The sequence below is a fragment of the Brevibacterium antiquum CNRZ 918 genome (assembly GCF_900169145.1).
Classification (GTDB): domain Bacteria; phylum Actinomycetota; class Actinomycetes; order Actinomycetales; family Brevibacteriaceae; genus Brevibacterium; species Brevibacterium koreense.
Window position 1 is genome coordinate 25,525 of the sequence record NZ_FXZD01000011.1, and the last position, 12,335, is coordinate 37,859.

11 protein-coding genes are annotated in these 12,335 nt (G+C 62.7%); 5 read left to right on the forward strand and 6 right to left on the reverse strand.

The genetic code is table 11. The features are described 5' to 3' along the window. The first annotated feature begins 51 nt into the window (after positions 1-51). On the forward strand, positions 52-1,257 hold the full coding sequence (lhgO, locus tag BANT918_RS14135) for an L-2-hydroxyglutarate oxidase (protein WP_366632961.1): 1,206 nt from the start codon (positions 52-54) through the stop codon (positions 1,255-1,257). Positions 1,258-1,513: 256 nt separating this feature from the next. On the opposite strand, the gene BANT918_RS14140 is transcribed toward lhgO, so the two are convergent. Continuing rightward, positions 1,514-2,695: a hypothetical protein gene (locus tag BANT918_RS14140; protein WP_101620862.1), complete on the reverse strand. Its 1,182-nt coding sequence runs from the start codon at positions 2,693-2,695 to the stop codon at positions 1,514-1,516. Positions 2,696-2,803: 108 nt separating this feature from the next. Between BANT918_RS14140 and galE the strand changes: the two genes are divergently transcribed. Both galE and BANT918_RS14150 read left to right on the forward strand, forming a co-directional pair. Next, positions 2,804-3,751 (forward strand): UDP-glucose 4-epimerase GalE, encoded by a 948-nt coding sequence (gene galE, locus BANT918_RS14145; protein ID WP_101620863.1) that lies wholly within the window; start codon positions 2,804-2,806, stop codon positions 3,749-3,751. Positions 3,752-3,986: 235 nt separating this feature from the next. Continuing rightward, positions 3,987-5,777: a formate--tetrahydrofolate ligase gene (locus tag BANT918_RS14150; protein ID WP_101620864.1), complete on the forward strand. Its 1,791-nt coding sequence runs from the start codon at positions 3,987-3,989 to the stop codon at positions 5,775-5,777. A gap of 63 nt (positions 5,778-5,840) precedes the next feature. Here BANT918_RS14150 and BANT918_RS14155 read toward each other — a convergent pair whose 3' ends face one another. From BANT918_RS14155 to BANT918_RS14175, 5 genes are all read right to left on the reverse strand, one after another. Next, a complete protein-coding gene (locus BANT918_RS14155) occupies positions 5,841-6,404 on the reverse strand; it encodes an antibiotic biosynthesis monooxygenase (protein WP_069600737.1) in 564 nt (187 codons plus the stop codon). 82 nt (positions 6,405-6,486) lie between these two features. Further along, the gene (locus BANT918_RS14160) at positions 6,487-7,260 is read right to left on the reverse strand and encodes an NAD(P)-binding domain-containing protein (RefSeq protein ID WP_069600736.1); all 774 of its coding nucleotides are present in this window, start codon (positions 7,258-7,260) and stop codon (positions 6,487-6,489) included. Positions 7,261-7,488: 228 nt separating this feature from the next. After that, positions 7,489-8,325 carry a MetQ/NlpA family ABC transporter substrate-binding protein gene (locus BANT918_RS14165; RefSeq protein WP_101620865.1) on the reverse strand — a complete coding sequence of 279 codons (837 nt, stop codon included), beginning with the start codon at positions 8,323-8,325 and terminating at the stop codon, positions 7,489-7,491. 91 nt (positions 8,326-8,416) lie between these two features. After that, positions 8,417-9,091: a methionine ABC transporter permease gene (locus tag BANT918_RS14170; protein ID WP_101620866.1), complete on the reverse strand. Its 675-nt coding sequence runs from the start codon at positions 9,089-9,091 to the stop codon at positions 8,417-8,419. Then, on the reverse strand, positions 9,091-10,059 hold the full coding sequence (locus tag BANT918_RS14175; RefSeq protein WP_101620867.1) for a methionine ABC transporter ATP-binding protein: 969 nt from the start codon (positions 10,057-10,059) through the stop codon (positions 9,091-9,093). Before BANT918_RS14175 ends, BANT918_RS14170 begins: the two co-directional genes overlap by 1 nt. 469 nt (positions 10,060-10,528) lie before the next feature. On the opposite strand from BANT918_RS14175, the gene BANT918_RS14180 reads away from it, so the two are divergent. Further along, positions 10,529-11,719 (forward strand): hypothetical protein, encoded by a 1,191-nt coding sequence (locus BANT918_RS14180; RefSeq protein WP_101620868.1) that lies wholly within the window; start codon positions 10,529-10,531, stop codon positions 11,717-11,719. Positions 11,720-11,801: 82 nt separating this feature from the next. Next, positions 11,802-12,314 (forward strand): GtrA family protein, encoded by a 513-nt coding sequence (locus tag BANT918_RS14185; protein ID WP_101620869.1) that lies wholly within the window; start codon positions 11,802-11,804, stop codon positions 12,312-12,314. Positions 12,315-12,335 lie beyond the last annotated feature (21 nt).

Here is a 12,335-nt window from a genome sequence, read left to right on the forward strand (position 1 = left end):
CAATAGTCTCGGACCATCCGCAGCAGCAGACTAAGGGGTTGAAGTGTGGGCGTGAAGAAGCGTTTCGCCGTCATCGGCGCGGGAATTATCGGATCCGCCGTGGCTCGAGGGCTGATCCAGAAGCACGACGGTGCAGACGTGACTTTGTATGAGAAGGAGGACCGGCCCGCAGCGCATCAGACCGGCCACAATTCTGGGGTCGTTCATGCAGGTCTCTACTATGAGCCCGGAAGTCTCAAAGCACTGCTCTGCCGCCGTGGTGTCTCTTTGCTGCTTGACTTCGCGCGCGAACACGATGTCGCGTTCGAAGAGTGTGGAAAGGTCGTCGTCGCGACCAATGATGTCGAAGTGGAGCGGCTAGACGGGATCCATGCTCGCGCACGAGCGAACGGTGTCCCCGATGTCGAACTTCTGGACCGCGACGGACTGCTCGAGGTGGAGCCGAATGCCGAAGGCGTGGCAGCACTGCACTCACCACACACCGGAATCATCGACTACCAGGGCCTGACCGAAGCCCTCGTCGCAGACTTCCGCCGCGGCGGTGGCCGGGTCCGATTCTCCACAGAGGTGAAGAGGATCGAGGCGCGCAGTGGGAGCGCCGGCAGCACTGCGATCGTCCATTCGAATTTCGACTCTCAGGAATACGACCAGGTCATCACCTGCGCCGGACTGCAAGCGGACCGACTGGCCGCACGCTCAGGCGAGGGCAGGAACCCAAGTGTCGTGCCGTTCTTCGGCCAATACTTCATCCTCGAGCCGAGCTTCAGCGACGTCGTCAACGGCCTCATCTACCCCGTCCCAGATCCGAAATACCCCTTCCTCGGCGTCCACGTGACTCGCCGCATCGATGGCGGCCTGATGATCGGCCCCAATGCTTTCCTGTCCTTCTCCAGGGAAGGATACAAGGGACTTGGTCTCAACGTGCCCGACTCCCTCGCCGTCGCGACTGACCCGGGATTCTGGAAATTCGCAGCCGGCAACATGGCAACGGCCGCCCGCGAGATAGGCGGTGTGTTCTCGATCGAAAAATTCGTCGCCGAAGCCGCTCGCTACGTGCCCGCACTCGACGGAGCCGGCGGGCACCGAGCCACCCGCGGAATCCGGGCTCAGGCGATGAACCGGGATGGAACCCTGGTCGATGACTTCGTCATCGATCGCGCGGGAGCCACGATGTTCGTCCGGAATGCGCCCTCGCCCGGGGCCACCTCGGCGCTGGCGATCGCGGAGTACCTCGTCGATTTCTTCGCGGCCGAGTAGACGGCGTGCAGCGAGGGGGCCGGGTCAGACAGTGTGCATCGGGAACCGCTGGATTGTTGCAGCGGCGGCGACTTTGGAGAGCTCACCCATGACCGCTTTACCCGCGTCGGACTCGGCTGCGAACGTCGCCACCTACGCCGAGGTCATCGAGTGTCATCATGTCCAACTGATGGTCCGGCTGCACACGGAAGATCTCGCTGCACAGTTCGAGTTCGACCGGTTGGCAGGGCCGCTGTTGTCTGCGCCGTCCTCGGCGTCATTCCTTCGTAGAACTCAAATCGAGCAGGGATGGGTCCTGCTCCAAAGCATCGTTCAGGGCCCGAATTCCGTAGCCCAGTGGAACGCTCATTACCGCTGTGAAGTCTTCATCTGCCTCGATCATGTTCTGCAGATCCATCCAGACCGAATCGCGGGTGTACTGAGTCTCGCTGCGAGCAACCTGTCTCCGAGCGCGATCGACCGACTCCGCAGTGCCCGTGAGGAGTGTGACCCCGAAGAATTCGGGCTTCGCCCCGCGCTCCAACCATCGGCCGAATCCGAGGAGATGGGACGAGGCGATCATGTCCTCGGTGACACCGGTTTCCTCCTCCAGCTCTCTGTTCGCGCCATTGAGAACAAAAGCCGCGAGATCGTCACTTTGATCACGCATCTCGAGGCTTCCTGAGCCTGACGGTGCCTTCAATCCCTGACTGGAATGGTTGCGAGAGCTCTGGTCGACGATCAGGACCTGTCGGTCTGCGCTGATTGCGAGCGTCGAGACTCCGACGATGTTGGCAAGTTCGCTGCTGGCCAGGGGGATGAGCCTGCGGTCGGTGTCGTAGAGGTACTTCCGGCGCAGGTCCCAGACTTCTGCGCCTAGATGCGGCTGCCATCTCATCAGCTCATTGGAACAGAGGTGGTCAAAGAAGCAGGCCTCCTGAAAGGGAATGATCCGACTTCCGTCCAGGCGGCAGTCGCCGGCCATGCGAACACAGGGGCCGTTGAAATGCCATTTGCCGCCACTGGTCCGTCTGAGAACATAGGGAGCAATTTCCTCCAACTCTTCGGGAAGGCGGTATCGGGAGCGGATTCCGACACACCAATCGGACTGTGTTCGAAGATCGTCGTTGAGTTTTCTGTCGAAGAGGATCGTCCCTCGTGACGACTGATAGCAGTCCGGCAGGTCATCATCATGTGGCAGCTTCCTGCCGAATACGGGATTGCGTTCGACCAGTTCGAAGGACCGGTATCGACGGTTGAGGCTCGAGCCTTCCCAGTAGAGTGAGATGATGCCGATGATCACCCCCAGCAAGCTGATCGCGAAGATCAGGTAGCGGGGAAGCCAGGAGATCATCGGCAGAGTGCCGGCCACCAGACCAAGGATGGCCACCATGAACGAACGGTGCGCGCGCCCCTGCCACACGAACTGATCTCGTAGGCTGACTATGATGGTCTTCATGTTGCGGGCACCGTTCCTCCAGGCTGCAAGTCGACGTCGGATTCGCGGTCGCTGCACCGCGCGTCGTAGTATTTAGTGGTTGAGCGATTGTATCCGAAGGAGCAGGCTGTGAAGTTGGTCGTCACCGGTGGTGCGGGATACATCGGATCAGTAGTCACCTCCCAGCTTGTGGTCGCCGGGCACGACGTCACCGTCATCGACGATCTCTCAACCGGGCACCGTGACGCCGTCCCCGAAGCTGCAGACTTCGTCGAGATGCGGATTCACGACTGTCGGGAAGTCCTGATCGAAGGGCGGTTCGACGGTCTGCTCCATTTTGCAGCGAAGTCGCTTGTTGGTGAATCTGTCGAAAAGCCCGAACTGTATTGGGAGAACAACGTCGTCGGAAGCTTCGCACTGCTCGAGGCTATGCGCATGGCACAGATCCCCACGATCGTCTTCTCGTCGACTGCGGCGACCTATGGTCAGCCGGATGATTCTCCTATCACCGAGGTCACTCCCACGAGCCCGATGAACGCCTACGGGTCCTCGAAGCTGGCCGTCGACCTCATGCTGAGTTCGTACTGCAGGGCATACGGAATCAGCGCGACGTCGCTGCGCTACTTCAACGTTGGCGGTGCGCGTGGAAGATTCGGTGAGAGGCATAACCCCGAAACGCATCTGATTCCAAACCTCCTGAAGGTCGCTGCAGGTGAGACGGAATCCGGCAAGATCTTCGGCACCGATTACGACACGACCGACGGTACGGCGTTGCGCGACTATCTCCACGTCGTCGATCTCGGCAGAGCCCATCTCCTGGCATTGGAGCACTCCGAAGCCGGCAGTCACCGCATCATCAATCTCGGGTCCGGTACTGGGTATACGGTCTGGCAGGTGCTCGAGGCGTGCCGAGCCGTCACTGGTCACCCGATTCCCGCCGAGGAGTGCCCGCGCCGCGCCGGGGACCCCACGTCCCTCGTCGCTTCGAATGAGAGAGCGCGAGAACAGCTGGGCTGGATGCCGGAAATCGGCCTTGAACAGATCGTGACCGATGCGTGGAACTTCTATCGTTCCTGAGGTGAAGACTTCGGCCCCAGGCGTCGACACCCAATGGGAGTGGTTCTCAGCGAGCCGCAGGGTGACGAGAGTTTAGCGACACTGCACCTTAGTGACTCTGGCCGCGCACTCGGCGAACGAATGCGCGGAGCTTTCTTAGACGGCGTTGTTGCGGTCGGCGGAACTGGGTGCTCATTGCGCAGATTCATAGCTCCCGATTGGTCACAAACCGGCTGGGAAGCGGCATGATGGCACTATGACCATAGATCTCGATATTGCGCTCAACGCCGAGCTCGATCCCATCGTCGATGTCGCCGCTGGACTGGGCTTGGCACAAGAGGACATCGTCCCCTACGGATGGTCCAAGGCCAAGGTCCCCATCGACGTTCTCGACAAAGCAGCCGAATCCAACACCGACGGCAAACTCATCCTCGTCACCGCCATGAGCCCAACACCGGCGGGCGAGGGCAAGACCACGACGAGCATCGGACTGGCCGATGGGCTCAACGAACTCGCACGCTCGAAACCGGAAGTCGGCAAGGCCATCCTCGCCCTGCGTGAGCCCAGCATGGGTCCGGTCTTCGGGATGAAGGGCGGAGCAGCCGGCGGCGGATACGCCCAGGTGGTGCCGATGGAGGACATCAACCTCCACTTCACCGGCGACTTCGCGGCCATCGCCGCGGCGAACAACCTGGCCGTGACCATGCTCGACAACCACATCCACCACGGCAACGAACTCGACGTCGACGTCAGGCGCATCCACATCCGCCGCGTCGTCGACCTCAATGATCGGGAACTGCGCGGAGTCGTGGTCGGACTCGGTGGAATCAACGGGGGAGTGCCCCGCGAGGATGCCTTCGACATCGTCGTCGCCAGCGAGGTGATGGCGGTCTTCTGCCTGTCCACCTCGTTGACCGACCTCAAGGAGCGCCTGGGTCGAATCGTCCTCGCCCACAGCCGAACACGTGAACCCATCACGGTCTCCGACATCGGTGCTGCCGGGGCAATGACCGCACTGTTGCGCAATGCGCTCTCGCCCAACCTGGTCCAGAGCCTCGAGCATTCGCCGGCGTTCATCCACGGCGGTCCCTTCGCCAACATCGCTCACGGCTGCAACAGCCTGCTGGCGACGAGGGCGGCGATGACTTTGGGCGACTGGACCGTGACCGAGGCCGGCTTCGGTGCCGACCTGGGTGCCGAGAAATTCCTCGACATCAAGTGCCGCACCGCAGGTATCTGGCCCTCGGCCGTGGTCGTCGTGGCCACCTTGCGTGCGCTGAAGTACCACGGTGGTGTCGAGGTCAAGGACGTGCAGACGCCTAACACCGAGGCGGTCCTCGGCGGTATGGTCAACCTCGAGCACCACTGCGGCAATCTGCTCAATATCTATGGGCTGACCCCGGTCGTGTGCTTCAACCGGTTCCCCACAGACACCGACGAGGAGATGGCCGCTGCGATCAGCCATCTGCGCTCGAAGGGCATCTCAGCCGTCGAGTCGACCCACTGGGCCGATGGCGGCAAGGGCGCGTTGGCACTGGCCGCCGCGGTCGTCGAAGCTGCCGGAGGTGCGGGAAATGCAGGTGCGGCTGTCGATGACGGTTCGTTCTTCGTCGGAGGCGTTGCATCCGGCGACGCCGAGGCCCCCGCGGCGGGTTCCTCGGCACCAGGACCACAGGGGCAGTACAGCTACGAATTGGACCGGCCGCTGGAGGAGAAGATCCGCACGATCGCACAGCGAATCTACGGTGCCGCCGACGTCGACCTGCCGACCAAGGTCAAACGTAAGCTCAAGCAGTTCACGGACGAAGGCTATGGCGATGCGCCGATCTGCATCGCCAAGACCCAGTACTCACTGAGCACCGATGCCAGCCTGCGGGGAGCACCGAAGGATCACATCATCGCGGTCAAAGACGTGCGGCTCTCTGCCGGTGCCGGCTTCGTGGTCGTCATCGCCGGTGACATCATGACAATGCCCGGACTGCCCAAGGTGCCTTCGGCGCTGACAATCGACGTCACCGAGGACGGCAACATCACCGGACTGTTCTGAGCCTGCGACCGGGACTGAGCGTTCGACGTTGACGGCGGGCAACCTCGGCAATGGGCACCTGCTTCACTGGCGGGGTTTGTTCAGCCAGGGTCGCAGCAATCGGGTGCTCGCCGGCAGGAAGATGTAGGTCATCAGGGGTGTGAGGATGCAGATGTTGAGCAGGACGGCCAGCACTGTCGGCCAGCTCTCCAGCTGCGGCATGAGGAGGAGCGTCGAGAGCAGACTCAGTGGGAAGAACGGCAGGAAGATGCTCACCGCCTGCTTCCACCGCGGAGGCACGACCGTTTCGGGGATCGTCAGACTCTCCTCACCCTGCGGTTCGAACCAGCCCTCGATGCCCGTCCGATGTTCGACCCGGGTGGTCTCGACGAGTTCGGATGCGCTCTCGATCCACCACCGCCTGTCCTCGGACTCGTCCCAGGAGCGCAGCGATTTCGCATCGGCGAACCGATAGAGCACGTGCCATTCGTCCGAATCGGGTGATGTTCTCACCCACCCGGATCCCAGATACCCGTCGCGCTCGCGGGCCAGTTCCTGTCCCGCCTGCACCCACGCATTGAACCGGCGGTGGTGCTCGGGCAGGACGGTGCGAGAGATCGACACGGTGATCGGAGAGTGCTGAGGCATAGGTGCGATCCTAACGAATCCCACGACCGTCTATGTGCTGGGGGCGGGTGTGGTCTCGAGAGCCTCGGGCAGTCCGCCTGCGTCACTCGGCGCCGGTCACCCGCGCGAAGACGCGGTCGAGTGATGCCGCCAGCGCATCACGATTGTCCTCATCCAGCCACTCGCGGTGGAGCATCTCGTTGAGTCCGCCTGGAGTTTCGTGGCCGGCGACCAGGGCGGAGAACGAGGCGTCGGTGGTTGTCAGGGTGTTGCCCAGCCCGGCGAACTGTCCGCGGACGATGCGCTCGGCGTCGTTCCGGTCCCATCCCTGTCCCACGAGCCAATCGGCGATCGTCTGGAGATAGACATAGTAGGCCGACATCGTCGCGGTCGTGGCCGAGAGGGTGCTGAAGAGCTCCTCGGTCTCTGCGACCACGCTCCCGCCGAGGGTATTGAAGAAGTCTTCGACCTCGGCGTGAGCGGGGAAGACCGCGGTGACGCCGCGGCGCTCGCGCACTGGCGGCAGCGGGATGATCCGAACGATGGTCGGGTTCTGGGGCAGGAGTGGGGACAGCGTCTGAGTTGAGACTCCCGCAATCGCGCTGATCACCGTGCGATCAGAGGGAATGTCGAGTTCGGCGAGCACAGCCTCGGTCTGCTGGGGCAGGACGGAGAGGATGATGTGCTCACTGCGATCAATGACGTCCTGATTGCTCTCACAGACCTCCACTCTGTCGAAGTCACTCGCCAGCTGGGCCGAGCGTTCAGCATTGCGCGGAGAGAGGAGGAAGTCCGGGTGGTCGGCACCGGCACACGATCCTTCCACAATCGCCGAGGCGATCTCTCCGACTCCGATGATTCCGATTGTTCTGCTCATGCTGCGCTCCCAACGACACTGATGCGTTCGCGAATGAGGGAAATCCCCCTTTCAGCATTGTGCCATCGGAACTCGGAATAGCGAGGGAATCGGAACGTCGTGGCCTCACCGCCTCAGAAAGCTCAACAGCGGCACCCATGAATGTGGGCCCGCGTGCGATTCTGACTCAGAAATCGCACGCGGGTCCACATTGACGGGCTTCAGGAGCGTGAAACGCTCACCCGGAACTCAGAAGCTAGGCAGCACCGATCCGTCTGACCACTTGTCTTCGATGAACTTCTTCACCTCGGGGGAGTGGAGCAGCTCGTCGAGCTTCTTGATGTTCTCATCGTCCTTGTTCGCGGTGCGCGCGGCGAGGAAGTTGCCGTAGGGGTTGTCCTTGGCGTCCTCGAGGACGATTCCGTCCTTGGCAGGGCTGAGTCCGGCTTCCAGAGCGTTGTTGCCGTTGATGACCGAGGCGTCGACGTCATCGAGGGTGCGAGCCAGCTGTGCGGCATCGGCCTCGACGAACTCGACGTCCTTCGGGTTGTCCTCGACGTCGGAGAGCTTCGCATCGACCGCGTCGACGCCATCTTTGAGGGTGATGACCTTGGCCTCTTCGAGCATCTTCAGCGCACGACCCTGGTTGGCAGGATCGTTGTTGATGCCGACCTTTGCGCCCTTGGGCAGGTCGTCTACGTCCTTGATGGACTTCGAGAACAGTGCGAAGGGTTCGAGGTTGATCGGGTCGAACGCGGTGAGTTCGTAGCCTTGGCCCTCGACCTCTGAGTCGAGGTAGGGCTTGTGCTGGAAGTAGTTGGCGTCGATGTCACCGTCGGACAGGGCCTTGTTCGGCAGGGTGTAATCCGTGTACTCGGTGACTTCGAGATCGAGACCGGCATCCTCAGCGAGATTCTCGTCGACGAAGCGCAGGACATCGCCCTGGGGCACCGGTGTGGCGCCGATCGTGAGCTTGGTGATGCCGCCGTCCTCCTCGCCCACGGAATCGGTGTCGCCGCCGACGAGGCCGCAGCCTGTGAGCAGCAGGGTCGCGCTCGCGGCGAGGGCGGTGAGCTTGATCTTCATGGTTCTCCTTGTGTGATGTGTGTCGTTGGTGTGACGAGAATTTCGATGCGGTGAGTCTTCATCGATGAGGCCGTGTGCTGTCGGGCCGGCCTCAGCGGTGGTCGACGACGCGAGCGAGCCGGTCGCCGATGAACTGGATGAGCGCGACGATGATGACGAGGACGATGATGCACGCGAGCATCGTGTCTGCCTGATACCGCTGGTAGCCGTACGAGATCGCCAGCGCTCCCAGACCGCCGCCGCCCACGGCGCCTGCCATGGCCGTGTAGGACACCAAGGTCACCGAGGTCACCGTTGCGGCCCCGATGAGCCCGGGCTTCGCTTCGGGGACGAATACCTGCCGGATCACCTGACCGTTCGAGGCGCCCATCATCAGGGCAGCTTCGACCTTGCCTTCGGAGACCTCACGCAGCGAGTTCTCGACGAGGCGGGCGTAGAAGGGGATCGCACCGATGGTCAGTGAGACCACGGTCGCCTGCCAGCCCAGGGCCGAACCGACCACGAAGCGGGCGAAGGGGATGAGGGCGATGATGAGGATGATGAACGGGATCGAGCGCGTGATGTCGACGATGAGCGAGAGCATCCGGTGGAGCGTGGGTCGAGCCTTGAGTCCGCCCTTCGATGTGGTGAACAGCCAGATCCCCAGGGGCAGCCCGATGAGGACGGCCAGGCCGGTTGACCACAGGGTCATCAGCAGGGTCTCGATGGTGGCGGGCAGCATCTGCTGCGTGATCGCCGGGTTGTCGAACCATGTGGGATCGTTCATCAGGCTGCCTCCTCCGCGTAGATTCCGTCCGCGTCCAGCGCGGCGATGAGCTCCTGCGACTGGGCCGGCCCTGCGACCGTGAAGCGGATCCGACCGACCTGCCTGCCCTCGATGGTTTCGACGGCACCGGCGAGGATCGCCTCGGCGCCGACCCCAACCGACTGTGCACTGGTCAGGACCTTGGGCAGGCTGGTACCGGCCAGCGATACCTCGACGAGGGCGGTGTCCGCCTCGTCCAAAGTGATGGGTGGAAGGGGGACGAGATCCTTGGACAGGTCCGATCCGGGCTCGGAGATGACCTCGGCGAGGGTGCCTGTCTTGGCCACCCGACCATCGGCCAACAGGGTCACCGAATCGCAGATCTCGCGGATGACGGACATCTCGTGGGTGATGATGAGGACGGTGATGCCCAGGCGATCGCGCAGGGAGCGGATGAGGCCCAGGATCTGGTCCGTGGTGGTGGCATCCAGCGCCGAGGTGGGCTCATCACACAGCAGCACCTTGGGTTCGGCGGCCAGTGCCCGGGCAATGCCCACGCGCTGCTTTTGTCCCCCGGAGAGCTGGGCGGGATAGTTGTCGACACGGTCGCCGAGGCCGACGATCTCGAGCAGCTCGCGAGCCTTCGCCAGGCGTTCCGTCTTGGAGACCCCGGCGATCTGCAGGGGATGGGCGACATTGTGCAAAGCGGTGCGCGAATCGAGCAGATTCACGTGCTGGAAGACCATGCCGATGCTGCGACGGGCCTGGCGCAGACCGGAGCCGGACTGATCGGTGAGGTCGACGCCGTCGATGGCGACCGTGCCCGACGTCGGCGAATCGAGTCCGGTCAGGCAGCGGATGAGTGTGGACTTGCCGGCGCCGGAGCGGCCGACGATGCCGTGGATCTCTCCGGCGGGGACCGACAGGTCGATCTCTTCCAGAGCGACGGTGCCTGAGAACACCTTCCGCAGACTGCGCAGTTCGATCACAAGCGCCTCCTCGTGTGGGTGGGATGGGGACGGACGGCATGAGACCACAGAGCAGCAAGCCGACGATTCAGCATCCCAATATGGCGGCGCCTGACTTTATGCGGGTGTCATAAAGGGACGCACAACTGGGCGTTCGTGACCAAGGACACGAGGGTTCGCTGCGAACGTCATCTACCTCGTTGCGGAAGCGGTGCTCGAGTCGTCCGTCGAGTTGAGGAAGTTTTGGGCCGATTCTCGTGTCCTGAAGCGGACCGAAGTTTCCGCAACTCGGAGCTGCCGACGAACGCACCACCTCGTTGAAAAGGTGACGAACGGGCGAACTCTGTCAGAAGCCGTGGGGTCGGAGCATCGCAGTTCGCATTCTCGCCACTTCGTTGTCACGTCGCACCCGTATCACTGAGTAGCTAAGGTCCTGACCATTCGTGATTTCGGCCCGGTGGTCGGGCGAGAACGACGATGGGAACACCGCATGTTCGAGGACACCATTCGGATCGCTGCGATCGTTCCCTGCCACAACGAGGAGATCACGGTGGCGACGGTGGTCGGCGACCTCAAGGCGGCCGTCCCCCTGCTGGCCGTGGTCCTCCTCATCATCACCCGCTTCGTCCCGAAGACGTGGCCGCTCTGGATCCCGGCCCTGGGGCTGCTCGTGTATGCGTTCGGGCTGCGGAAGAACGCCATCTTCGCCATCGTCCCGATCGCGGTCTATATCGGATACTTGTTGGTCAAACGGCTGCGCAGCAGTCGACGCTTCTCCACGATCGCGGGACGGTTCGGCACGCGGGTGGGCGCTCGGTTCGCCGCTCGGCAAGCGATTGCGACGGCTATGGCCTCTCTGCTCGTTCTCGTCGTCCTGGGTGCGGGCCTCAAAGCCACGGATGCGGCCATCGAATCGCAGGAGGACGTGGCGGCCACCGGTCAGATCTCGCAGATCTTCCTCGACGACGTCATGTTCTCCGTGCCCAACGGCGCTCTCCAGGCCTCGGATGCCCCGGCCGAGCTCAAGGACAAGATCAGCACAGCTCGCGACAAATGCCTGGAGAAAGGCGAGATCTGGGACGCCTACTGGAACTGCTACGGCAAGGGCGCGACTGGGGAGCCGTTCTCGCCGATGGCCCAGCAGGAGGCGCTGAAGGACCTGTGGCTGAGCGAGGTGATCACCCATCCGCTCCGCTATGCAGAGTACCGGGCGGCAGTGTTCTCCTTCTACTTCTTCACCTCGGCCGTGGAGTACTGGCCGGCTGGTTGGCACCATGCCGCTGCACGGGTCGGCTTCGAGCAGGGCAATGACAAGGCCGACTACATCGTCAAGCCCTATGTTGAGGACTTCGCGCTCGACACGTTCCCGATGCTCTTCAAACCGTGGTTCTGGACCCTTCTGGCAGGTGTCCTTCTGGCCTTCGGATACCGCGCGCGACATCGCGACACGAGCGCTGCTGAACGGACGGCGACTGCGAGAACCTTCTGGCCCGAGATCACGATGCTGGCCACCTCGGCGCTGTTCTATGTGTTCGGATACTTACCCATCGTCCCGTCGAACCATTTCCGGTACACGTTCTGGCCAGCGCTCGCCGTCACCACCGCACTGCTGTTCGTCCTGGCAATGCGGCACACCCAGCGAGCCCCGACAGCCATGGATGTTTCGGAGCCGGGGCCCTGAGAGACCTCGTGATCGCCGGGCACGCCGCGTTCGGGGGCATTCAGCGAGTCCGAAACCTGGCCGATTAGACTCGATGCCTGTAATGGAAGAGTCATTGTCGGCCCGGTTGCGGCGCCTCGCGGCGGAAGCGTTCAAATTCCTCACTGTCGGTGGTCTGGGATACATCGTCGACGTGGGGCTTTCCAACGTCCTCGCCTACGGCTTGGGCTCGATCCCTCCGCTGCTCGAGGGCAGTCCGATCAAAGCCAAGATCGTCTCCACCATCATCGCCATGGTCGTTGTGTGGATCGGCAATAAGCTCTGGACCTACGGGGATCGGACGACCGGCTCGAATCTGCGCGGCATCTCGCTCTTCATCGCCGTCAACATGGCCGGAATGATCATCACCGTCATCCCGCTGGGTGTGACCTGGTACCTGCTCGACATGCGTGACCAGCTGACCTACAACATCTCGACGAACATCATCGGCGTCGGACTGGCGATGTTCTTCCGCTTCTACGCCTACCGGACGTGGGTATTCAAGGAAGCATCACCGGCCGCCGAGGTCGTTGTCGAGATGGACGAGCCCCGCAGGGTTCCCGACGACCGGAACTGAAAAAGGCAGCCGGCGGGCCAG

Coding starts and splice junctions, on each gene's coding strand:
- BANT918_RS14140 (WP_101620862.1), bottom strand. CDS start 2,695: ATGAAGACCATCATAGTCAGCCTACGAGATCAGTTCGTGTGGCAGGGG.
- BANT918_RS14150 (WP_101620864.1), top strand. CDS start 3,987: ATGACCATAGATCTCGATATTGCGCTCAACGCCGAGCTCGATCCCATC.
- BANT918_RS14155 (WP_069600737.1), bottom strand. CDS start 6,404: ATGCCTCAGCACTCTCCGATCACCGTGTCGATCTCTCGCACCGTCCTG.
- BANT918_RS14160 (WP_069600736.1), bottom strand. CDS start 7,260: ATGAGCAGAACAATCGGAATCATCGGAGTCGGAGAGATCGCCTCGGCG.
- BANT918_RS14165 (WP_101620865.1), bottom strand. CDS start 8,325: ATGAAGATCAAGCTCACCGCCCTCGCCGCGAGCGCGACCCTGCTGCTC.
- BANT918_RS14170 (WP_101620866.1), bottom strand. CDS start 9,091: ATGAACGATCCCACATGGTTCGACAACCCGGCGATCACGCAGCAGATG.
- BANT918_RS14180 (WP_101620868.1), top strand. CDS start 10,529: ATGTTCGAGGACACCATTCGGATCGCTGCGATCGTTCCCTGCCACAAC.
- BANT918_RS14185 (WP_101620869.1), top strand. CDS start 11,802: ATGGAAGAGTCATTGTCGGCCCGGTTGCGGCGCCTCGCGGCGGAAGCG.